Annotated in this window: 20 protein-coding genes and 1 pseudogene; 6 read left to right on the top strand and 15 right to left on the bottom strand. The window is 59.9% G+C overall.

What is annotated here, in order from left to right; genetic code table 11:
- Nucleotides 1-262: 262 nt before the first annotated feature.
- The 3 genes from FBZ99_RS10695 to FBZ99_RS10685 all read right to left on the bottom strand — a co-directional run bounded on the left by FBZ99_RS10695 (nucleotide 263) and on the right by FBZ99_RS10685 (nucleotide 3,906).
- On the bottom strand, nucleotides 263-1,324 hold the full coding sequence (locus tag FBZ99_RS10695; protein WP_113331924.1) for a porin: 1,062 nt from the start codon (nucleotides 1,322-1,324) through the stop codon (nucleotides 263-265).
- Nucleotides 1,325-1,755: 431 nt separating this feature from the next.
- On the bottom strand, nucleotides 1,756-2,103 hold the full coding sequence (locus FBZ99_RS10690; protein ID WP_113353945.1) for a hypothetical protein: 348 nt from the start codon (nucleotides 2,101-2,103) through the stop codon (nucleotides 1,756-1,758).
- A 240-nt stretch (nucleotides 2,104-2,343) separates the two neighbouring features.
- A complete protein-coding gene (locus FBZ99_RS10685) occupies nucleotides 2,344-3,906 on the bottom strand; it encodes an MFS transporter (protein ID WP_145320834.1) in 1,563 nt (520 codons plus the stop codon).
- A 179-nt stretch (nucleotides 3,907-4,085) separates the two neighbouring features.
- On the opposite strand from FBZ99_RS10685, the gene FBZ99_RS10680 reads away from it, so the two are divergent.
- Nucleotides 4,086-5,009 carry a LysR family transcriptional regulator gene (locus FBZ99_RS10680; protein WP_113331923.1) on the top strand — a complete coding sequence of 308 codons (924 nt, stop codon included), beginning with the start codon at nucleotides 4,086-4,088 and terminating at the stop codon, nucleotides 5,007-5,009.
- Between the two features lie 171 nt (nucleotides 5,010-5,180).
- Complete coding sequence (gene hisC / locus FBZ99_RS10675) at nucleotides 5,181-6,239, top strand: histidinol-phosphate transaminase (protein WP_145633033.1); 1,059 nt, start codon at nucleotides 5,181-5,183, stop codon at nucleotides 6,237-6,239.
- 54 nt (nucleotides 6,240-6,293) lie between these two features.
- Here the strand turns inward: hisC and FBZ99_RS10670 are convergent, their stop codons facing one another.
- Nucleotides 6,294-7,238 (bottom strand): threonine/serine dehydratase, encoded by a 945-nt coding sequence (locus FBZ99_RS10670; RefSeq protein WP_145633030.1) that lies wholly within the window; start codon nucleotides 7,236-7,238, stop codon nucleotides 6,294-6,296.
- Between the two features lie 55 nt (nucleotides 7,239-7,293).
- Between FBZ99_RS10670 and FBZ99_RS10665 the strand changes: the two genes are divergently transcribed.
- Complete coding sequence (locus FBZ99_RS10665; RefSeq protein ID WP_113331920.1) at nucleotides 7,294-7,593, top strand: ArsR/SmtB family transcription factor; 300 nt, start codon at nucleotides 7,294-7,296, stop codon at nucleotides 7,591-7,593.
- Nucleotides 7,594-7,687: 94 nt separating this feature from the next.
- On the opposite strand, the gene FBZ99_RS10660 is transcribed toward FBZ99_RS10665, so the two are convergent.
- The 4 genes from FBZ99_RS10660 to FBZ99_RS10645 all read right to left on the bottom strand — a co-directional run bounded on the left by FBZ99_RS10660 (nucleotide 7,688) and on the right by FBZ99_RS10645 (nucleotide 11,951).
- Entirely contained in the window at nucleotides 7,688-8,464 is a 777-nt protein-coding gene (locus tag FBZ99_RS10660) for an alpha/beta fold hydrolase (RefSeq protein WP_145633905.1), read from the bottom strand.
- A gap of 162 nt (nucleotides 8,465-8,626) precedes the next feature.
- Complete coding sequence (gene cysN, locus FBZ99_RS10655) at nucleotides 8,627-10,129, bottom strand: sulfate adenylyltransferase subunit CysN (RefSeq protein WP_145633027.1); 1,503 nt, start codon at nucleotides 10,127-10,129, stop codon at nucleotides 8,627-8,629.
- A 1-nt stretch (nucleotide 10,130) separates the two neighbouring features.
- On the bottom strand, nucleotides 10,131-11,084 hold the full coding sequence (gene cysD, locus FBZ99_RS10650) for a sulfate adenylyltransferase subunit CysD (protein ID WP_113331917.1): 954 nt from the start codon (nucleotides 11,082-11,084) through the stop codon (nucleotides 10,131-10,133).
- 126 nt (nucleotides 11,085-11,210) lie between these two features.
- The gene (locus FBZ99_RS10645; RefSeq protein ID WP_145633024.1) at nucleotides 11,211-11,951 is read right to left on the bottom strand and encodes a phosphoadenylyl-sulfate reductase; all 741 of its coding nucleotides are present in this window, start codon (nucleotides 11,949-11,951) and stop codon (nucleotides 11,211-11,213) included.
- 489 nt (nucleotides 11,952-12,440) lie between these two features.
- Here FBZ99_RS10645 and FBZ99_RS10640 point away from each other — a divergent pair, with 489 nt between their 5' ends.
- On the top strand, nucleotides 12,441-12,887 hold the full coding sequence (locus tag FBZ99_RS10640; protein WP_069613821.1) for an RrF2 family transcriptional regulator: 447 nt from the start codon (nucleotides 12,441-12,443) through the stop codon (nucleotides 12,885-12,887).
- Between the two features lie 63 nt (nucleotides 12,888-12,950).
- Here FBZ99_RS10640 and FBZ99_RS10635 read toward each other — a convergent pair whose 3' ends face one another.
- The 7 genes and pseudogenes from FBZ99_RS10635 to betI form a co-directional block, all read right to left on the bottom strand.
- Nucleotides 12,951-14,312, bottom strand: coding sequence for a chloride channel protein (locus tag FBZ99_RS10635; protein WP_113353950.1), 1,362 nt, complete (start codon nucleotides 14,310-14,312; stop codon nucleotides 12,951-12,953).
- Between the two features lie 33 nt (nucleotides 14,313-14,345).
- A pseudogene (locus FBZ99_RS10630) lies at nucleotides 14,346-14,776 on the bottom strand (plasmid maintenance toxin (PemK-like)).
- Nucleotides 14,763-15,032, bottom strand: a complete 270-nt coding sequence (locus tag FBZ99_RS10625; RefSeq protein ID WP_113353951.1) for a type II toxin-antitoxin system Phd/YefM family antitoxin — start codon at nucleotides 15,030-15,032, stop codon at nucleotides 14,763-14,765. The pseudogene FBZ99_RS10630 and the gene FBZ99_RS10625 overlap by 14 nt, the downstream one beginning before the upstream one ends.
- Before the next feature lie 85 nt (nucleotides 15,033-15,117).
- A complete protein-coding gene (gene betA, locus FBZ99_RS10620) occupies nucleotides 15,118-16,770 on the bottom strand; it encodes a choline dehydrogenase (RefSeq protein WP_113353952.1) in 1,653 nt (550 codons plus the stop codon).
- Nucleotides 16,771-16,933: 163 nt separating this feature from the next.
- Entirely contained in the window at nucleotides 16,934-18,397 is a 1,464-nt protein-coding gene (betB, locus tag FBZ99_RS10615; RefSeq protein WP_113353953.1) for a betaine-aldehyde dehydrogenase, read from the bottom strand.
- Nucleotides 18,397-19,038 carry a glutathione S-transferase family protein gene (locus tag FBZ99_RS10610; protein ID WP_113353954.1) on the bottom strand — a complete coding sequence of 214 codons (642 nt, stop codon included), beginning with the start codon at nucleotides 19,036-19,038 and terminating at the stop codon, nucleotides 18,397-18,399. Before FBZ99_RS10610 ends, betB begins: the two co-directional genes overlap by 1 nt.
- A gap of 5 nt (nucleotides 19,039-19,043) precedes the next feature.
- Nucleotides 19,044-19,631 (bottom strand): transcriptional regulator BetI, encoded by a 588-nt coding sequence (gene betI / locus FBZ99_RS10605; RefSeq protein ID WP_145633021.1) that lies wholly within the window; start codon nucleotides 19,629-19,631, stop codon nucleotides 19,044-19,046.
- Nucleotides 19,632-19,785: 154 nt separating this feature from the next.
- Here betI and FBZ99_RS10600 point away from each other — a divergent pair, with 154 nt between their 5' ends.
- Both FBZ99_RS10600 and FBZ99_RS10595 read left to right on the top strand, forming a co-directional pair.
- Nucleotides 19,786-20,334: an HdeD family acid-resistance protein gene (locus FBZ99_RS10600; protein ID WP_113353955.1), complete on the top strand. Its 549-nt coding sequence runs from the start codon at nucleotides 19,786-19,788 to the stop codon at nucleotides 20,332-20,334.
- A gap of 227 nt (nucleotides 20,335-20,561) precedes the next feature.
- Nucleotides 20,562-20,819 (top strand): ribbon-helix-helix domain-containing protein, encoded by a 258-nt coding sequence (locus FBZ99_RS10595; protein WP_069613829.1) that lies wholly within the window; start codon nucleotides 20,562-20,564, stop codon nucleotides 20,817-20,819.
- The last annotated feature ends 143 nt before the right edge of the window (nucleotides 20,820-20,962 follow it).

The following is a 20,962-nucleotide window of genomic DNA, read 5'->3' as shown; positions in this document are numbered from 1 at the left end:
CACAGGCCCGTCTCCGCTGAGAGCAGCGGTACGAATAAAATCGTGCGGAATATGCGTGAGCGAAAGACATGGGCTGTCTCTACGATAAAAAATGCCTGGTGTCGATGAGGAAGATTGAGATTTCAGACGGCATGCTGCAGAGCCAGCCTTCAGAAAAAATGACTTACCCCTGTCTCGGAAGGATCGGCCCGACTTCGCTGGAAGTAAGGCCGATCCCCATCCGATCAGGGGTCAAGTCAGATCAGATCTCAGTAAAGTGGTCTTAGAAGCTACGCTGGAAGCGGAGAACGCCAGCCCACTGGTCCTGATTGATGGAGTCCCAGTTGGTGTAGGATACTTCCGGCGTGATCTGCAGGTTCTTGACCGGGTTCCAACGGACGTTCGCGGTGGCTGCGAAAATCTTCGAGTCGGTGTAGGCAACCTGAGCGTTCGCCTGCAGCTTTTCGTTGATCGGAACGGTGAAGCCGCCCCAGACAGCCCAGTCGCCCCAGCCGATGCCCTTGGCAGAGCCAGCGCCGTTGGCGTTTGCATACTTGTTCAGCTTGTCGCCATCGGTGTTCCAGCCGCCCATCAAGAAGGCCTTGAAGACGCCGAAGTCGGCATCGACGCGAGCCTTGATGGCGCCTTCTTCGACGATGGAGTCATAACCGCCGACGATCTTAAAGCCGAAGTTACCAGCCTTGTAACCAGCACCGGCAACAACGTCCGGAGCGTAGTGGTTGGTGCTGTTTTCGCCGTTTGCACCCGTAGCGCCCGAACCGGAGTTCGAGTCTTCAACCGAGATCACAGCCGTGAAGCCGTTGCCGGCGTCATAGTTGTAGGTCAACTGGTTGAGTTCGTACGGGCCGTCATTGACCACGTCGTCGTTGATGACATTGCCAGCGTAACCGATGTACGAGTTGTACTGGGAGTCAGCCTTACCGACCAGAAAGCCACCGAGGCTGATGTTTGCGAACAGCAGCTTCGTGGTGGTCGAGCCGCCATCCTGCCAGTCCCAACGGATGACCGTGTTGGTCTTCAGCGGGCCATATTCGGTGTCGGTCGCAGTGTCGAGGCTCAGATGAGCGCGCGTGTGCCAGAGCGTGCCATTGTGGCTGTTCGGGTTGTAGGCGTCGTACCACTTGCCTTCGGTACGGACATAACCGCCGATCTTGAGGCAGGTTTCCGTACCCGGGATGAAGAAGTAGCCAGCGCCATATGCGTCGCAGATGCGAACGTATTCCAGCGGTTCCGGCTCGGCAGCAACGATAGCGTCGGCTGCCTGAGCGCCAGAAACTACTGCCAGGGCAGCAGCGGAGCCGAGAAGAAGGCTCTTGATGTTCATAAAAACTCCAATCCAATATAGATTGGGCATAGGCAATCGCGCCGAAAAATCGACGTGCCTTAACCCTATCCCTGTTTAAAAACCCCGACTCGGGAGAAACGGGCCCCACCCGCTTCTGGTCGCTATTAAAGACGAATTCCTGCAAAGTTATATGATATATTTTTCTCGGGATGACTTTTTCGTGAAATTTAAGTTCGAGTTGCAAGAAAGCAACAGGCGTAAACAAAATGATAAGTTCTGCATAATATTGGCTACGCAATAGTCATTTTAAGATAGAATACGGTTCCTTATCTTATTCGAATATTATTTGATAATATTTATTGCGGCGTGCTCGGCCAAATGCAGTTGCCCATTTGGTGGCTACACCACGTCATCGCCCTCTCGCGGCAGCCAAGGGGTCTATTCAGGCCATCGCCAGCTCTTCCGGTCGGTTAGTATGAGGCTGGTCGCTTCGAGGCTGAGACGATGAGTTTGCTTAATATAGAGCCGATCATGATGCCCCAGAGCCCGCTGGTCATGCCGACGATGATGTCGAGCGGCGAACCGTAATTGCCGCTTGCCAACAGATGCGAAAGGGAAAGCGCCAGCACGCTGCCGATCATCAGGAGACAAGTGAAGGAGGGAGACTGCGGGTAGGCGAGGCGGGCAAGCATGCCTGCTACGCAGAGCGCAAGGGCGCGAAAGATGTCAAACGGATTGCCGAATGTGGCCTGCCAATTGAGATGAGCAAGCGTTACGCCGATAAGCGCCGCAATATAGGTCCAGGCAATAATCTTCAAAAACCGGTCTGATATCATGAGGATATGATATAGCAGCGGCGAATATAAACGCCAGCCTGACGCCGCTGCGAAGATCGTTGGCGCACGAATCTAGCGCGCACATTTTATGTGGTTTCGAAATATTCTGTTGCGGCGCGGTAAGGTTTTCGGCCGTGTTTGGCCTTCGATTCGCCTTCTTGCTGTGCCGCCGTCAGTGAGTGGACTGGCCGCGTTACCTTTCCGGCCAGTCATCAATGCTGCTTAAGCTTTCGATACGCGAAGCGCATCTTCATCCTCGTCCAATTGCTCTTCATCGTCTGCGGCAACGGTTGATGATGAACGGCCGAGGAAGGAAAAGACGACGATCGCCGTCAGGACGGTGATGGCAGTCAGAAGCCAGAGGAGCGCGCCGAAGGCGTTGCCATAACCCAGAATAAGCGTGTCATGCCCGATTGCCGGCACAGTCGATGCCGCGGCGGTCAGATTGCCTGTTACTAGCTGCTGGGCAGCCATAGCGGCGTGCTCGCCAGCGGATACGCCGAGATTCGATTGAATGAAGGCGGAGAGGATGGCGCTGACGACGGCAAGCGCCACCCCTTCGCCGGCGACGCGGGTGGTGCTGAAGATGCCGGTCGCCATGCCGGCTCGCTCCTTGGGGACGACGCTGACGGCAAGCCCGTCCATTAGGCCCCAGGGCAAGCTGATGCCGACCCCGATCGTCAGCAGCGGGCCGATGAGAGCGGATGGGGCCGAGCCGGCGGCAAAATGGCTAAGCCAGAAAAGGCCCGTCGCCGAGATAATGAGACCGGCGCCGCAGATCGTTGCGGGGCTGAACCAGCGGGTGAGGAGCCCGGCGACGATCGGCAGGATGAGCAGCGGCGCCGAAAGCGCGACCATCATCCGCCCGGCGGCGATCTCGCTCATGCCTTCGATGCCGACGAAACGCACGGGCAGCAGGATCAGCAATACGACGAAGGCGTAAGCCGGTGCCGCCGCCAGAAGCTGCACGCCGACGAAACGCGGATAGCGAAACAGGCTGAGATCCAGCATGGGTCGCTTCACGACGCGCTCGATGATAGCGAAGGCAAGAAAGAGCACTGCGGCGCCGGCCAGCAGGGCGATGACGAGCGGATCACTCCAGCCGGTTTCCGGCGCGCGCAGAACGCCATAGGTGAAGAGCGTCAAGGCAAGTGTAAAGCTCAGGGCGCCCGGCCAATCTAGCCCCGCCGCATCGGGATCTTTGGATTCGCGCAGGAAACAGGCGCCGAGGCCAAGTGCGAGCAATGCCAGCGCAACCACGAGGATGAAGATGGAGGGCCAGCCGAAGGCATCGATCATCAGACCGGAGGCGATCGGCCCGAAGGCGAGACCTACGCCGAAGCTGGAGCCGACGATGCTGAAGGCACGCATCCTTGCCGCCCCGTCGAACTCCTGAGCCAGCGAGGCCATGCCACCGGAAAAGGCGGCCGCAGCGCCGAGGCCCTGCAGTGCCCTCAGTATATCGAACCAGACGATGTTGTTGGCCAGCGCCAATCCGGCTGAGAACAGCGCGAAGCAACCGACGCCGGTCAGAAAGATGCGCCGGCGGCCAAAGCTGTCAGCCAGCGCGCCCGAGGCCATCAGGCAGCTGCCGAAGGTCAGCATGAAGGCGTTGGTGACCCAGTTGAGCGCGATCGGGCTGCCGCCGAGCATGCGGCTGATGGCCGGCAGGGCGACGGCTGGGCCGGTGAATGTTAGCGGCATCGCCGCTGCAGCGCAGCAGACGGCGACAAGGACGAAGAATTTCTCGGTCGGACTTGCGACCTTTGTCTGGGGAGAGGTCATCGGATTACCGTTGGGTTTGAGCAAGGAAGGAAGCGGCAGGCAATCCTGGGAGTGATGTTGGCCAAAGGCCCGCGCCTGCGCTTCAAATGACCTGAGCAAGATATATTCGCTGCAATCAGATGATAATTGCGCTATTTTTCCGTATATACCGGAATAAAACTCTCGAATGGAGCGCGCCCATGGATCGTTTAAGCGGATTGACAGCCTTCGTTCGCACCGCGGATCTCGGCAGCTTTGCCGCTGCCGGACGCGTGCTCGGCCTTTCGGCCTCCGCTGTCGGCAAGGCGGTCAGCAATCTGGAGCATCAGCTTGGCGTCCGGTTGCTGCAGCGTTCCACGCGCAGCATTCGGTTGACCGAGGAAGGGCGGCTCTTTCACGAGCGTTGCCGGCGCGTGCTTGACGATCTCGACGATGCGCAAGCCTCGCTTGCGCAGGCTGTCGCGGTGCCGCGCGGGCGGCTGCGGGTCAGCGTGCCCATCGTCAGCTATCACTTCCTCTTGCCCGTCGTGCCGGAATTCGTTGCTCGTTATCCCGAGGTCGAGCTCGACATCGATTTCAACGACCGTATCGTCGATATGATCGAGGAGGGGGTCGATGTCGCGATCCGCAGCGGTGATCTGCCGGATTCGCGGCTGATATCGCGCACCTTGCGCCCGTTTCAGATGTTGCTCTGCGCCGCGCCCAGCTATCTCGAACGCTTCGGCATTCCCGGTTGCCCGCGTGATCTCAACGAGCATCTGGCCGTCAGGTTTCGTTTCCCGAATAGCGGCAAGCTGCAGGATTGGCCATTGAAAATGCCCGAGAGCGAGGCGGATCTTCGAATGCGAACGGCTTTCTCCTGCAACAATATGGAAGCGGTGCGCGGCGCGACCGTCGCCGGCCTCGGCATCGGCTGCATGCCGGATTTCCTCGTGCGCAGCACGCTTGCGGAAGGAAAGCTCAGAACGGTTCTCGACGATTTCATCGATGAACCCGGCCATTTCCACCTGCTCTGGCCATCCAACCGCCATATGTCGCCCAAGGTCCGCGTTTTCGTCGATTTTCTGAGCGAGCGGCTGTTCGCGAAAAGCTGCGATGTCTTGCCGGCGACCACTGCCGCTTAGGACAGAAGCTTTGGGGCCGGCTCGAATACCCTCTGTTGGTCATAATGATAATTTCCAGAATCGCCTGAGAGACAGTTGTCGTGGGAGTTCGATTTTGCGACGGTGTTGGCTTCATATGCAGACCTGCCGCAGCAATCCGCAGTTCCCAACCGCCAAAATTTGGAAATCCCAATGAGCCGCTTCTGGAGCCCGATTGTTCATTCCTTGACCCCCTATGTCGCCGGCGAGCAGCCGACAACCGGCGGAATAACCAAGCTCAATACCAATGAGAGCCCTTACGGTCCTTCGCCGCTTGCCCTGGAGGCGATCTCTAAGGCTACATCCGATACGCTTCGGCTCTATCCGGATCCGACGGCGCAGGAGCTGCGCATCGCAATTGCCGAAAGCTTCGGGCTCGACAAGGACGAGGTCTTCGTCGGCAATGGATCGGACGAGGTTTTGGCCCATACGTTCCAGGCGCTGCTGAACCATGAGGAACCGCTGCTTTTCCCCGATATTACCTATAGCTTCTACCCCACCTATTGCCGCCTCTATGGGATCGAGTTCCGGCAGATTCCGGTCGACACCGAAATGCGCGTCCGCATTGACGATTATCGCCAGCCCTGCGGCGCAATCATCCTGCCCAATCCCAATGCGCCCACAGGGATCGGCCTGCCTCTGGTCGATATCGAAAGCCTCCTCAAGGATCATCCCGATCAGGTCGTTGTTATCGACGAAGCCTATGTCGATTTCGGCGGCGAGAGCGCGGTTCCACTCGTCCGCACATATCCGAATCTGCTTGTCATTCAGACCCTCTCGAAGTCGCGCGGGCTTGCCGGCTTGCGGGTGGGCTTCGCCGTCGGGCAAAGGCCGCTCATCGAGGCACTGGAAAGGGTCAAGGACAGCTTCAATTCCTATCCTCTTGATCGGCTTGCGCAGGCAGGTGCCATAGCGGCCTGGAAGGATCGGGACTGGTTCGAGCGCCATCGCGCCATGATCATCGCCAGCCGGGAACGGCTGGCTGCCGATCTCAGGGAACTGGGCTTTCAAGTCCTACCGTCATCCACCAATTTTCTTTTCGCGCGGCATCCGAGCCGGCCAGGCGCGGAACTGGCGGCAGAGTTGCGGAGCAGGAACATTCTGGTAAGACGGTTTTCCGGCGAGCGTATCGGCGACTTCCTGCGCATCAGCATCGGCACGGATGAGGAGTGCGACCGGCTGGTGACGGCGCTCGGCGACATTTTGCAGTGAGCTAACGGCCTCGGACGGTCACTTTGAGGCAGAATGCCAGAAGGGCCGATTACCTCAGTCAAACCGAACCGCGGTGGTGTTGGCGCCACAAAGCAGCACGGCCACCCGCTCGTCCGGAGCGGGAACATATTTGCCGGCAAGTAGTGCGGCAAAGGCCGTCGCGCCGCCTGGTTCGGCGACAATCCGCAGCCGATCCCACAAAACCTGTTGCCCCAGCCGGATTTCGTCGTCGGATACGAGCACGGGGCGCTGCACATAGGCTTGTGCAATCGGGAACATGATGTCTCCGACACGCTTCGGCGCAAGTGAATCGGCGGCAATGCTGCCTGCCGGCGCTTCGACAGGTTTACCGGCCTCGAAGGCCTTCCAGAGTGTCGGCGCCCCATCTGGTTCGACAGCGACGACCCGGACGCGACCCCGGAACCATGCGGCAATGCCGCCGATCAGTCCACCGCCGCCGACAGCGACCAGCAGCGTGTCGATATCGGGAATGTCAGCCTCGATCTCAAGCCCGGTGGTTCCTTGTCCCAGCAAGGTCTCCGGCTGGTCAAAGGCATGGATCGCCATCGCACCGCGTTCCTCGACCCATTGCTGGCTGGCCGCCAGCGCATCGGCATAGCGCTCGCCGCCGATCACGAGGTTGGCTCCGTAGCCGCGGATGCGCTCGGCCTTGGCTGGCGACGTCACGCTCGGCACGAAGATCGTCGCCGGAATGCCGAGCCGCATGGCGGCGTAGGCGACTGCCGCGCCGTGATTGCCGCCGGAGGCGGCAACAACGCCGGCTTTCGGCACCTCTCTGCCGAGCAGGCTCGAAAAGGCGCCGCGCGCTTTGAACGTGCCGGAATGCTGCAGAAACTCGAGCTTGAAATCGACGGAGCCGGAAGCAAGGCCGAAGTCCGCCAAATCCGCCCGCAGAACCGGCGTGTGGCGGATATGCGGGCGGATGCGCTTTTCGGTCTGTGCGATGCGTTCGGGGGTGATTGTTGTGTCGGCAAGCATAGGCATCTCGCGGGCGGAGGTTGACAAGTATTTTGTTACTTAGCAAACTGACGAAATGCAAGAGGTCGATCTCATCAAGGCTTTGGCGAACGAACGCCGCATCAGGATTCTCAGGTGGCTGAGGGAGCCCCGGGCTCATTTCCCACCACAGATCGATGGTGATCTGGTCGAGGATGGCGTCTGCGCGCTTCTCATCGCCGAGAAACTGGAGATCTCGCAGGCAACGTTGAGCGAGCACATGCGCATTCTGGTGCAAGCCGGTCTCGTTCGGCCTAAGCGAATCAAGCAGTGGATTTTTTACAAGCGCGATGAAGATCGTATGGCACTGCTGGCTGCGCTCGTTGCGGACCTTTAGGTGTATCACTGCGCTGCTGGCCTAACGGGCGTCTCCAAGCGAAAATGGCGTAGTGAGCTGGAACCGGCTCATGGACAAGAAATCGGGGGAAGACCTATTGCAGGATCAAACCTCGTTTTATGGCAGCCGCCAAGCCTTGAGGGTTTTCCCAAGCCATCGAGTGCCCCGCCCGATCGACCATTTCCACACCGATTCCGTGTCTTGGCAGAGCTTCCCAATCCGGATCGGGCAGCGAGTTTTCGCCGAAGATCACCGTCCTTGGCATGGGCAATTGATATAATTGTTCGCGCCAGGTCGGAGAATCGCCCAGGACCAGGGAAGATGCGGAACGATGAACGGCGTAGGGCGATGATATCGATAGAGATGCACCCCAGATGTCGTTTCCGTCCGTCATGCAGGTCCGAATGAGGTCAGCATGGCCATGTGCCAGATAGTCGGCCTCGCTCATCTCGGCAATCTTGCGGCTAAAGAAACCGCCTCCCGAATCGAGATTGGGTTCGCTCAACACAAGATGCCGCACGCACTCACGTAGAAGATGAGCGACCTTGATGGCGACGGCGCCGCCCATGCTGTGGCCGAAAAGATCGACGGACTCCAGCTTCGAGACGCGGATAAATTCGACGATCGTTTGAGCGTGATCGGTAATGCCATATCCGAAATCGGCAGGGTGGTCGCTGAAACCTGACCCCGGCAAATCGATCAGCAATAATCTCCGTCCTGACAGGGCCGGATTTGCCGCAACCGTGGGATAGTCGCACGAAGATGCGCATCCGAGACCGTGGATGAAGAGCAACGGCGGCTCATCCTCTGGTCCCGGTATGTCATGAAATCTTATGGCGCCTTGTGCCGTTCCTGATTGGAAAGTTTTCACGCTACGACCCGATAATTGTTGTTTCGCGTAATCGAGCTGCGTCTCATCCAGACATGGGCGCAACCTTGCTGCCAGCACGAGCGCCCGTAGGGGTCAGTCAGGTTCTGACCGGCGGCAAATCTTTTGACAGAGCCGCCGATCAGTGAGCCGGAGGTTGAGCGATCAGATGTCGCTTGCCGCGTTCGCCCAGATTTCCGCGGCCTGCGCAGCGGTGACGCGGCGCACGTCCGTTTCGTCGCGGCGGCTGGCGAAGAGTTCGCTTGCCATGATCTGCTCGGCGAGATCGGCCGGCAGCGACAGGAGAACGCGCTGGCCATCCTTGTGGATACCGCCGACATCGGAACGCTTACCGGTGATCATGCCGCCGGCAACCGTGTTGTTGCTGTCGGGATCGATCAGGATGAAGGAGCCTGTCGAACGGTTCTGCTCGTAGGGGTCGAAGATGGCGCTCTCGTCGAAGGTCAGGCGAACCTTGCCGATCGCGTTCATCCACAGCGCCTGCGCCGGTGCCCAGGCGCCGGTCTTCAGCTCGAGCTGGGCGAGCGGCTGCACTTGCACACGCTGACGGCGGCTGCCGCTCTTCAACCAATAGCGCTTGCCGGGTTCGATGCCTTCCGGCTGTAGTGCTACGATCTGCGCGTCGAAGGAAAGGCCCGTCTGCGGCTGGCTGTCGATGGCGACGATCATGTCGCCGCGCGATACGTCCACCTGGCGGTCAAGAACGAGGGTGATGGCATCGCCGGCGACCGCCGCGTTGCGCACGAGATCGAAGGTGACGATCTTCGAGACATTGGCGACCATGCCCGAGGGCAGGATCATGACGCTATCGCCGGGCTTGACCGAGCCGCCGGCAACCGTTCCCTGATAGCCGCGGAAGCTCTCACCCGGGCGGGAGACGCGCTGCACTGAAAGGCGAAAGCCGACCGTCTGCGCCGAGCGAACAGTCGCTAGTTCCAGCGTTTCGACCAGCGTCGGGCCGGTGTACCACGGCATGGCGGCTTGGCCGGAATAGACGACGTTTTCACCCTTCAGCGCTGACATCGGGATGGCGGTGATCTGCTTGACGCCGAGCGACAAGGCAAACTCGCGGAAGTCGTTGGAAATCTTTTCGAAACCGGCGCGGTCGTAATTCGTCAGGTCGATCTTGTTGACGGCGAGCACGAACTGCTTGATGCCGAGCAGCGACGCGATAGTCGCATGGCGGCGGGTCTGTTCGAGGATGCCCATACGCGCATCGACCAGCAGCACGGCGAGGTCGGCGGTCGAGGCACCGGTTGCCATGTTGCGGGTGTACTGCTCGTGGCCTGGCGTGTCGGCAACGATGAAGGAGCGCTTGTCGGTCGAGAAATAGCGATAGGCGACATCGATGGTGATGCCTTGTTCGCGCTCGGCCTGCAGACCGTCGAGCAGCAATGCGAAATCGGGCAGGCCGAGATCGTTCTGCTTGCCGGTGGAATCGCGCTGGAGCGTGGCGGCCTGGTCTTCCTTGACTGCCTTGGTATCCCAAAGGAGACGGCCGATCAGCGTGGACTTGCCGTCATCCACGCTGCCGCAGGTAATCAGGCGAAGCGGACGCGAATCGCGGAGAGCCTTGGCCGGTTCGGCGGCAGACCCAACAGCGGGCCCAACAACGGGCATCGTGACGACGTTGGCGTTTGCGGTCATCTCAGAAATATCCTTCACGCTTCTTCTTTTCCATGGAGCCGGACTGGTCGCGGTCGATTGCGCGGCCCTGCCGTTCGGAAACCGTGGCGATTTCCAGCTCTGCAATAATGTCTTCGAGTGTCGTCGCAGTGGAACGGATGGCCCCGGTCAGTGGGAAGCAGCCGAGGGTGCGGAAGCGGATCACTTCCTCGCGCTTGGTTTCGCCCGGCAGCAGCTCGAGCCTTGGATCTGCTGCCATGATCATCATGCCGTCGCGCTCGACGATCGGGCGCTTGGCCGCGAAATAGAGCGGCACGATCGGGATTTCCTCGGCCTGGATGTAGCGCCAGATATCGACCTCGGTCCAGTTGGAGAGCGGGAAGACGCGAACGCTTTCGCCCTTGCGGATCTGGCCGTTATAGATGTTCCAGAGTTCCGGGCGCTGGTTGCGCGGATCCCAGCGATGGTCCGGCGTGCGGAAGGAATAGATGCGCTCCTTGGCGCGCGAGGCTTCCTCGTCGCGGCGAGCACCGCCGAAAGCTGCGTCGAACTGGCCGGCATCGAGCGCATGGCGCAGCGCTTCCGTTTTCATGATGTCGGTGTAGCGGGCCGAGCCATAGGTGAAGGGCGTGATATTCTCAGCCTTGCCGCGCGGATTGATGTGCTCGATGAGATCGAGATCATACTTCTTCACGATCTCGTCGCGGAAGGTGATCATCTCGGCGAATTTCCAGCCGGTGTTCACATGCAGGAGCGGGAAGGGGACGCGGCCGGGATAAAAGGCCTTGCGCGCCAGATGCAGCAGCACCGACGAATCCTTGCCGATCGAATAGAGCATGACCGGACGCTCGAACTCGGCAGCAACCTCACGGAAGATATGAATCGCTTCGTTTTCGAGCGCCTTCAGATGGGGATCGAGGGGCGGCTTGACGCTTTGCGGATGGGAGATTTCCGTATCCGGACGGCTATCGGGCATTGATGACTCCAGAACTTTCAAATGTCCCGACCGAAACTTGGTCGGAAAGAATGGATGCGTTGGTTCCCGGTTGAACAGCGGCGTAGGAAACGCGCTTCGGATCGATGCCGGGAGCCGGCGGGTGTCTTATTGTGCTGTTGCGGCAGCGCCTTCTTCGTGGACATGCAGGCCGCATTCGCGCTTCTCATCGTTTTCCCACCACCAGCGGCCGGCCCGCTCGGGCTCGCCCGGCTTGATGGCGCGGGTGCAGGGCTCGCAGCCGATCGAGGGGTAGCCGCGTGCATGCAGCGGGTTCACCGGAACGCTGTTATCGGCGACATAGGCGCGGATCGCGTCGATATCCCAGTCTGCGAGTGGGTTGATCTTGACCAGGTTGCGCTCGGGGTCGAATTCGGCGAAGGGCGTATCGGCGCGGTTGGCGGACTGGCCGCGGCGCAGGCCGGTGATCCAGATGTTGGCGCCCGAAAGTGCTCGCGAAAGCGGCTTCAACTTGCGCACGCCGCAACAGGCATGCCTGGCTTCGACGCTCTCGTAGAAACCGTTCAGACCGTATTTTTCCGCATAGGCGTCGATATCGGCCTGTTCCGGCTCGTAGCGGACGATCTTGATATCGTATTGGCTTTCCGTCTCGTCGATCAGGGCGAGCGTTTCCGGGAAGAGACGGCCGGTCTGCAGGGTCGCCACTTCGATCGGCAGGCGGTGATTGCCGATCTCCGCTGTGATCACCTGATCTTCGATCCCGAGCGACGTCGTAAACACGGCACGGCCACCGAGGCCGGCCACGAGAGACAGACGGCCGGCAAGATCGAGCGATGCAAGCTGGCTGTTGAGCGTCGCGGCATCTTCAATAAGGGTAATGGCAGTCATGGGGATCCTGTCCTGATGTTGCCGGGAGTATCGCAGTTCGCAACGGCAGCGGACAGAAAAATAGATTTCGAAAGGGAGCGGCTGGAGAGTAAATATCTCCATGAAGCAGCGCCGATAAGGAAAAGCGACCGCCTCGGCTGTTAACCAAGGCGTTTTGCCGCGGGAAGCGGCCCTTCGGAAGCACTCGATATGGCTGACCATGTTTAAGTGCTTGCTTTAATGTCTATAGAAATAGTAGAGTTACACATAGCTTGTCAAATGGAAATCGGAAGTGATGCCCAAAATGATGCACTGCGGTGGATTTTGCGCTAAACTATGGGCATAGCGACAAAGAATGATAACAAGTCTGGGTTGCTAACGTTTCCTGGCCGTGCGCCAAGGGTGTGAGTGCTTCGAAATTGCCCCGGGGACGAGGGCTGAGGAGTTCTGGAGCGGACCGGCCGAATCGCTCGACCGGACGTATCGCATGTGTGTGTGAAGCGGTTCGAAATGATTACTCAGAAAGCAAAATATGCGCTGCGGGCGCTGTCTGCCTTGGCCCAATCCGAGGCGGGTGAGCCGATGATGATTTCCGACATCGCTGCCCAGCAAAAGATCCCGAAGAAATTCCTCGAACAGATCCTTCTCGACCTGAAGCATCAGGGCATTGTCATCAGCCGTCGCGGCAAGCAGGGCGGTTATCTCCTGCGCAAGCCGGCGGATGAGATCACCTTCGGCGAAATCCTGCGGGTTATCGACGGGCCGCTGGCGCCGCTACCCTGTCTCTCGCTCACCGCCTATCGTCGCTGCGACGACTGCGACGGTGAGCAGAATTGCGAGATCCGCCACGTCTTTGCCCGGGTGGCGGATGCGACCCGCAAGGTTCTCTTCTCGACGACCATAGCCGATGCCATCGCTCAGCCTGATGGCGCGGAAGTCGCCAGGTTGATGGCTTAGATAGGTCAAGGCCGGGAAAGGCCTACCATGTGCCTTTCTCCGGCATCGGCAGAGCTTCGGCATTCAGTGGGTGGCGTGTTCCTCGCCACCTTCCTTTTCCATGGCACGCCGGGCGCGGATTGCTGCTGCGATGAAGACGCGGGACAGCCCATGATACAAGGGCTCGCGCGACAGTAGCCGCGAGGTCACATAGCCGATCATCGATACAGCCATGATCGGGATGACGGCCTGGTGATCGCCCGTCATTTCCAGGATGATGACGAAGGCCGTCATCGGCGCCTGCACCACGCCGGCGAAATAGCCGGCCATGCCGAGGATCGCCGCAAGCGCCACGCCGCCACCGACCAGTGTGCCGACCGTGCTGCCGAAACCGGCACCGACGGCAAGTGATGGCGCGAAGATGCCGCCGGGAATGCCTGATATCATCGACAGGAAGCTTGCCAGCAGCTTCTCGACGAAGAAGAGCAGGGGCAGGGCGTGTCCTTCCACCGCGCCGCGGGCTTGCTCGTAACCGGTGCCGAAGGTTTGGCCGCCGGAAAGCACGCCGACGGCGGCAACGACAAGGCCACAGAGGCCGGCAAGGATCAGCATGCGTTTCAGCGGCTGTGGTTGTGCCCAGCGGCGGATGCGAATGCCGGCATAAAGCGCCAATCCGCTGAAGGTGGCACCGAGTGCACCGCCGCCGACACCGCAGATCAGCATGACGATCCAGTCCCGAAGCATCGTCGGCGCCGCATCGGCCGTACCGAAATAATTGTAGCTGCCGGAAAGGCCGAGTGCGGCAAGGCCGGAAAGAATGACGGCGGTCAGAACCAGACCGTTGGCCCGGGATTCATAGGTCCGGCTCATCTCCTCGATGGCAAAGACGATACCCGCAAGCGGCGTGTTGAAGGCAGCGGCGATGCCGGCGGCGGAACCGGCAAGGATAAGCCCCTTGGCCTGCGCCATGCCGCCGAAGCGGGCAACGGCCAGCATGAAGGACGCGCCAACCTGCACCGTCGGCCCCTCGCGGCCGATCGAGGCTCCGCTTAGAAGCCCCAATATTGTCAGCACGATCTTGCCGAAAGCCAGCCTGAGCGAGAGCAGCTTTGTTCGATCCTCTTCATGATGCAGGTGCCGCGCGGCAATCGCCTGCGGAATGCCGCTCCCTTGCGAATTGGGAAACAGCGTCGCAGCCAGATATGCAGACAGGACGAAACCGAGCGGCGTCAAAAGCAGCGGCAGCAGCCACATCCATTCATCCGATTGCGTTACGCCGGTAAAAGCCCGCTGCGCCACATCGGCGAGCTTGGCAAAGCCGACACTAATGACGCCGATAGCCAGAGCGCCCGTCCAGAACACCAGACGCGGTCGCCAGAGATTGAACGAGCCCCAGATGACGCGGGAACGGCGGAGCAGCTTGGACTTGCGATAGATAGGGGGCATGAGACGCTCTTCAGGGCGGGGAATTGGTGGGCACTATTCTGTCCTGGCAACCGATCTATGCACCGATTGTCGTGCCAAAGCCACGAAACGATGTTTCACTTCGTTGAAAAGACTGGGTGGCAATGGTCCGAGATAGCCGCTTTCGTTTCCGACGGGCGAATATCCGGTCCCGGCCAGGCAAAATAGTTGCTTTCTGAAAGGATGATCCATGAAGGGATGTCGTCCAGACCAAGCCGGAATTTTACCGGTGCTGGAAGTTCGATGGCCATGGAGGCGTTGTCCGGCAGCGAATGCGTGACAGGAAGGACACGAACCCGCTTGGTTCCATCCGCATCATCGACAACAAGTGCCAACACGAGGCAGGGGCGATCCTTCACGCCTTCTTCGCGTCCCTCAAGTCGCTCCCTGTGCCAAAGATAGGAATAGCGAAAGACGAAACCGACCTTGACTTCAGCGGGCAGCATGCGGCTTTAGTTCATCATCAAGATGCTCGTGACCGGTTTCCATCTCGGCTGCTTCGACGGCGGCAATATCGGCCTCTGAAAGCTCAGCTGTCAGTTGGACCTGCCTATCTCGTCGCAGCAGGCGCTGATAATCTTCATAAGCGAGCAGCACCGTTCGCGGCCGGCCGTTCTTGGTAATGACAACCGGATCGCGCATGGCTGCATCTTGAAATGCGCCAAAATTCTTGGAAGCTTCGGCGGCAGTTACCGTCTTCATGAAAAATCTCCTTGACGAAATTATACGGACTTTCCGTAAATCCCGCAAGTTATCCCATGGAATTGGTACCGCCCCGACGGAAATCTCACCGATCGCTGGTCTCCCACCGCGGATTGATCCAGGGCTCCTGGTTCGAGCGTGCCAGCCTCGGCTTGCCGAGAATGTGATCGGCCGCCTTTTCGCCTGTCATGATCGAAGGGCCGTTCAGGTTTCCATAGGTCACATGCGGGAAGATCGAGCTGTCGGCGACACGCAGGCCGTCGACGCCGATGACGCGGGTGTCGGGATCGACCACCGCCATGGGATCGTCCTTTGAGCCCATTTTGCAGGTGCCGCAGGGATGATAGGCGCTTTCCAGATGTTCGCGCAGGAAGGCGTCGATCTCGTCGTCGGTCTGAACGTTCGGTCCGGGCTGGATTTCCGGTCCACGATATTCGTCGAAGGCCTTCTGCCCGAAGATCTCGCGGGTAAGGCGCACGCAGTGGCGGAACTTCTCCCAGTCTTCCGGATGGCTCATATAGTTGAAGCGGATAACGGGATCCGCCTTCGGGTCGGAAGAGCGCAGCGTGACGTTGCCGCGCGATTTCGAGAGGTTGTAGCCGACATGCACCTGGAAGCCATGGCTCTTGGCGGCCGCCTTGCCGTCATAGCTGATGGCGACGGGAAGGAAGTGGTACTGAATGTCGGGCTGTTTGACGCCGGGCGCGGACCGCAGGAAGGCGCAGGCCTCGAACTGGTTGGAGGTGCCGAGGCCCTTCTTGAAGAAGAGCCATTGCGCGCCGGCAATCCCCTGCATGTACCAGGGAAGCCAGGAATAGAGCGACACCGGCTTCAGACTGGTCTGCTGGAAATAGAATTCCATATGGTCCTGCAGGTTGGCGCCGACGCCCGGCCGGTCGGCCTTCACCTCGATGCCCATGTCGCGCAGATGCTGCCCAGGCCCGATGCCGGATAGCATCAGCAGCTTCGGAGAATTGAACGAGGAGGCGGAGACGATCACCTCGCGGTTTGCCTTAACGATCTCGATCTTGCCGTCCCGCTCGACTTCGACACCCGTCGCACGGCCATTTTCGATGACGATCTTGCGGGCGAAGCAGCGGATGAGCGTCACGTTCGGCCGCTTCAGCGCAGGCTTGAGATAGGCTGTCGCCGCAGACCAGCGCCGGCCCATCCACGTCGTCTGCTCCATTAGGCCGAAGCCTTCCTGCTTGCTGCCGTTATAATCTTCCGTTGTCTCGAAGCCTGCCTGCTTGCCGGCTTCGATGAAGGCGTGAAAGAGCGGATTGCGGGCATCGCCACGGCGCACATGCAGCGGGCCATCCTTGCCGCGCCATCCCTCCTCGCCGCCGTGCGAATGCTCCATCCGCTTGAAATAGGGCAGAACATCGGCATAGGCCCAGCCTTGCGCGCCCAGCTCCTCCCAGCGATTGAAGTCTTCCGCATGGCCGCGCACATAGACCATGCCGTTGATCGAGGAAGACCCGCCGATCACCTTGCCCCGCGGCGCCGTGATGCGGCGATTGTTGAGCTGAGGTTCCGGCTCGGAGAGATAGCCCCAATTGTAGCGGTCCATGCTCATCGGCCAGGCGAGCGCTGCCGGCATCTGGATGAATGGGCCGAAGTCGCTGCCGCCGAATTCCAGAACGATGACCGAATGCTTGCCATCTTCCGACAGGCGGTAGGCCATGGCGGAGCCGGCCGAACCCGAGCCAACGATGACGAAATCTGCTTGCTGCATATTTATCTCCCTGTGGCCGCCCCGATCCTTCGAGGCCCGCCTTTGGCGAGCACCTCAGGATGAGGCGGATCATCGTCTGTGCTTGCGGTCGGTAGCTCTCGACCTCACCCTGAGGTGCCGCCATAGGCGGCCTCGAAGGGCGAGGTCGAGCCCCGAGGTTGCATCAATAAGGCGCCTGTACCGGCCCCATGCCGACATAGACGGTCTTCAGTTCCGAATAATGCTCCAGCGCCGCCAGTGAATTCTCGCGGCCGAAGCCGGATTGCTTGGAGCCGCCGAAGGGAATTTCGACCGGGCAGAGATTGTAGGTGTTGATCCAGAGCGTACCGGCTTCGAGCTGATCGACGACGCGGTGGGCACGGGTGAGGTCGGCGGTAAAGACGCCGCCGGAAAGGCCGAATTCGGTGGCATTGGCGCGGGCTATCACCTCGGCCTCGTCATCGAAATCGAGCACGCACATAACTGGCCCGAAAATTTCCTCGCGCGCGATCGTCATGTCGTCGGTGACGTCAGAAAACACGGTCGGCTGAATGTAATAGCCTTCGCCGGAGACATTGTTCGGGATGCCGCCGCCGGTCAGCAGCGTCGCGCCTTCGGCCTTGCCTTTTTCGATGTAAGACAGCACCTTCTCACGCTGCGCCCAGGAGACCATTGGGCCGATCTGTGTTGCCTCATCCATCGGGTCGCCGATGAGCATGGCCTCGGTGCGGGCCTTCAGGCGCTTCAGGAATTCGGACTTGATCTTGCTGTTGACGAAGACGCGCGTGCCGTTCGAGCAGACCTGACCCGTCGAATAGAAATTGCCGAGCATCGCGCCGCCGATGGCGCTGTCGATATCGGCATCGTCGAAGACGATCAGCGGCGACTTACCACCGAGTTCCATGGTGACATGCTTGAGGTTGCCGGCGGCAGAAGCCGCCACCTTGCGGCCCGTCGGTACCGAGCCGGTCAGTGAGACCTTCGCCACAGCGGGATGGTTGATGAGCAGAGGCCCGGTTTCGCGGTCGCCCTGGATGACATTGTAAAGGCCCTTCGGCAGGCCTGCCTCAATAAGGATTTCGGCGATCTTAAGCGCGCCGAGCGGCGTGTTTTCCGAAGGCTTGAACACCATGGCGTTGCCGGCGACCAGCGCCGGCGCACCCTTCCAGCAGGCGATCTGCTGCGGGTAGTTCCACGCGCCGATGCCGACGCACACGCCGAGCGGCACGCGCTTGGTATAGGCGAAGTCACCGCCGAGCGGGATATAGGAGCCATTGAGGCCGACCGCCGCGACGCCGCCGAAGAATTCGAAACTGTCGGCACCGGAGGTCGGGTCTGCGACAATGGTTTCCTGGATCGGCTTGCCCGTATCCAGCGTCTCCAGCTCGGAAAGCTCGCGGTTACGTTCGCGCATGATGTCAGCTGCCCGCTTCAGGATGCGGCCGCGCGCCGTTGGGCTCATAGCAGCCCATTCCGGCTGTGCTCGCTTGGCGCTAGCGATCGCCTTTTCGACGATGGTTGGCGTTGCCGCGTGCAGGCGGGCGATGACTTCGCCGGTCGCCGGATAGATGCTTTCGATAAGAGTGCCGTCGGTGTCCTCGACATATTCCCCGTCGATGAAATGCGAGGCTTTCGGTTGTGCGCGCATTATAGAACCCTCAATTCTTCGTAGGACACCATGACATGCTCTTGGAAAGCAGGTCGCTCGGTGAGGTTTTCATAGTAGCGCTGCAGCCGTGGATGGGCTGGGCGCTGGATGTCGATGTCGAAATAGCGATAGAGAACATGCCCGAATTGTATGTCGGCCAGCGTCAGAGTATCGCCCGCAAGGAAGCGATGCCGTCCGAACTGCGACTCGGCGATGTCTAGCTTCGCAGCGAGTGCTGCGACAGCCGCAACAATCGCCTTCTCATCACGCAGGGCAGGGGCAGTCCGCACCGCGCGCCAGAACACCGGGCCAGTGAAATTCAAGGCGATATTGATCTTCGCCCATTCGGCCCATTTATCGATCTGGGCGCGCCGCCGCTCGCCCTTCGGCCAGAAGGCATCCTCGCCATATTGCGTCGCGAGATAGCGCAGGATGGCGCCTGTCTCCCACAGCGGCTCGTCATCACCATCGCGCAACACCGGAACGGTGCCGTTCGGGTTCATCGCCAGGAATTCGGGCGTGTTGTTGACGCCATAGGTAAAGCCCGCATCGATGCGCTCATAGGCAAGACCGAGCTCGCCGATGCACCACATCAGCGCCTGCACGTTGGATGACGATTTGCGGCCCCAGACGGTCAGCATGGTCTTCAGCCTTTCAAGGCGTTGAGGTGGGTCGTCAGATAATCTTCCGTCAGCGCGATCGACGCCTCAGTGCTGATCGGCGCGGATCTGAGGCCCTGGCGGATATAGAGCCCGTCGATCATGGCAGCCGCACCCTCGGCGATCCGCCCGGCATCGCCGGCCGGGCACAGAGCCTTGAGATTGGCAACGAGATTTGAGTGCAGGCGGCGTGCGTAGATGACGAGAAAGCGCCGCGTCTCTTCCGAGCGTTGCGCTTCGGCGTAGAAGGCGAGCCAAGCAGCGATCGTTTCCAGCGCGAACTGATCGGCCTGGAAGCTGACGCGGATGACGGCGGAGAGCTTTTCGCGCGGCGTTTTCGCCTCGCGGAGCGCCGTCACGACGCTGTCGCGCAGCCGCTGTAGATGCACGCGGACGGTTTCGATCAGCAGCTGTTCCTTGCTGCCGAAGTAATGATGCGCAAGGGCAGGCGAAACGCCCGCCTGCTTGGCGATTTCGGACATGGTGACGGTTAGCGAGCCGTGATCGCCGATCACGCGCATCGCAGCATCCACCAGCGCCTTGCGGCGCACCGGCTCCATTCCGACTTTCGGCATTGCGTCAATCCTCAAGATTGAAGATGAGTGTATTTTTGATTGACTGATCAATCAATAAAAAAATCAGGTGGCCGGTATTCCCTGACGAAAAATCCGCAACCTCTTTCCGCAGAGCATTTCTGTGCCATACTTCCTCATAGGAGGAGGTGCAGTCATGGTTGATATTCTTGATGAAGTTCCCCCATCCGCGATGCGCGACAAATGGGGTTGGTTTGTCGGACTTGGCATATTGCTGCTGATCTGTGGTGGCATCGCCCTTGGCAATCTGTTCATCGCCACGGTGGCTTCGGTCTATTATGTCGGCATGCTGATGCTGATCGGCGGTATCGTGCATCTGGCCCATGCCTTTCAGGTGAGGGGCTGGGAGCATATCCTGTTCTGGGCGTTGAGCGGCCTGCTCTATACGGTTGCCGGTATCCTTGCCTTCGCCAATCCGCTATTGGCTTCCGAGGCATTGACGCTGTTCCTTGCCATCGCGCTCCTCATAGCCGGCACGTTCCGCGTCTGGGTCGGCCGCAAGCTGAAACCTGAGCGCGGCTGGGTTTGGATCGTCATCAGCGGTCTTGCGACTGCCGTTGCAGGCATCGCCATCGCTCTCGGCTGGCCAGTCAACAGCCTTTGGATCCTCGGCCTTTTCCTGGCCTTCGATCTGATCTTCCAGGGCTGGACGCTGGTGGTCTTCGGCCTCGTGCTCAGGCGGTAGTGCATCTCCCAAAAGGGGTAACGCACTGCTACTTTTTGACAAGAAGCGTGAGCGGCGTTACTCTTCGTGCCTCTGCCATATCAGGCAGAACGGCGTTGCGTTGATGTAACGGCAGTATCTTCATCTGGAAGTCCGCATGTCGAGGGACATGCTCGAAGAAACTAGTCGAAGCCGCGGAACATAGTTCCAGACAAATTTCCGCTAGATAACGTCAAGGGAGGAATATCATGCCAATGGTAACGGTTTCCATCTCTCCGCTTCAGGCTGCCGGCATCCGGGCAGCGGTCGACACCGGCACCTATGCCTCGAGCAGCGAAGTCGTGCGGGAAGCTCTTCGCATGTGGGATGCGGCGCGCAAGCGCGGTGACATTTGCGAGGTGCCACGTGCCGCCAACGATGGCGGCGAGACGGCAAAGAGCGGCCGTTGCGTCGCCGATATGTTTGCCGATTACGAGGCAGAGCGGCACTCGAGCAATCAGCACTGAACCCCACTCGTCACGGCAGCCCTCGGCTGCCGTGTGCCGGGTCTGCCTCCCGGCGAATGGTTAATATTGCTTTACCATTCATGAAACTTTCACATAGGGGAAAGGTTTCGTTGACGCTTTATGGCGCAATCTTGGGTCGAAAA

It is taken from the genome of Rhizobium sp. ERR 1071 (assembly GCF_007828675.1).
GTDB classification, from domain to species: Bacteria; Pseudomonadota; Alphaproteobacteria; order Rhizobiales; family Rhizobiaceae; genus Rhizobium; species Rhizobium dioscoreae.
The sequence above is the reverse complement of the archived record's forward strand: the minus strand, read 5'-3'. Positions and strand labels throughout refer to the sequence as shown.

Coding starts and splice junctions, on each gene's coding strand:
- FBZ99_RS10695 (WP_113331924.1), bottom strand. CDS start 1,324: ATGAACATCAAGAGCCTTCTTCTCGGCTCCGCTGCTGCCCTGGCAGTA.
- FBZ99_RS10685 (WP_145320834.1), bottom strand. CDS start 3,906: ATGACCTCTCCCCAGACAAAGGTCGCAAGTCCGACCGAGAAATTCTTC.
- FBZ99_RS10680 (WP_113331923.1), top strand. CDS start 4,086: ATGGATCGTTTAAGCGGATTGACAGCCTTCGTTCGCACCGCGGATCTC.
- hisC (WP_145633033.1), top strand. CDS start 5,181: ATGAGCCGCTTCTGGAGCCCGATTGTTCATTCCTTGACCCCCTATGTC.
- FBZ99_RS10670 (WP_145633030.1), bottom strand. CDS start 7,238: ATGCTTGCCGACACAACAATCACCCCCGAACGCATCGCACAGACCGAA.
- FBZ99_RS10665 (WP_113331920.1), top strand. CDS start 7,294: ATGCAAGAGGTCGATCTCATCAAGGCTTTGGCGAACGAACGCCGCATC.
- cysN (WP_145633027.1), bottom strand. CDS start 10,129: ATGACCGCAAACGCCAACGTCGTCACGATGCCCGTTGTTGGGCCCGCT.
- cysD (WP_113331917.1), bottom strand. CDS start 11,084: ATGCCCGATAGCCGTCCGGATACGGAAATCTCCCATCCGCAAAGCGTC.
- FBZ99_RS10645 (WP_145633024.1), bottom strand. CDS start 11,951: ATGACTGCCATTACCCTTATTGAAGATGCCGCGACGCTCAACAGCCAG.
- FBZ99_RS10640 (WP_069613821.1), top strand. CDS start 12,441: ATGATTACTCAGAAAGCAAAATATGCGCTGCGGGCGCTGTCTGCCTTG.
- FBZ99_RS10635 (WP_113353950.1), bottom strand. CDS start 14,312: ATGCCCCCTATCTATCGCAAGTCCAAGCTGCTCCGCCGTTCCCGCGTC.
- FBZ99_RS10625 (WP_113353951.1), bottom strand. CDS start 15,032: ATGAAGACGGTAACTGCCGCCGAAGCTTCCAAGAATTTTGGCGCATTT.
- betA (WP_113353952.1), bottom strand. CDS start 16,770: ATGCAGCAAGCAGATTTCGTCATCGTTGGCTCGGGTTCGGCCGGCTCC.
- betB (WP_113353953.1), bottom strand. CDS start 18,397: ATGCGCGCACAACCGAAAGCCTCGCATTTCATCGACGGGGAATATGTC.
- FBZ99_RS10610 (WP_113353954.1), bottom strand. CDS start 19,038: ATGCTGACCGTCTGGGGCCGCAAATCGTCATCCAACGTGCAGGCGCTG.
- betI (WP_145633021.1), bottom strand. CDS start 19,631: ATGCCGAAAGTCGGAATGGAGCCGGTGCGCCGCAAGGCGCTGGTGGAT.
- FBZ99_RS10600 (WP_113353955.1), top strand. CDS start 19,786: ATGGTTGATATTCTTGATGAAGTTCCCCCATCCGCGATGCGCGACAAA.
- FBZ99_RS10595 (WP_069613829.1), top strand. CDS start 20,562: ATGCCAATGGTAACGGTTTCCATCTCTCCGCTTCAGGCTGCCGGCATC.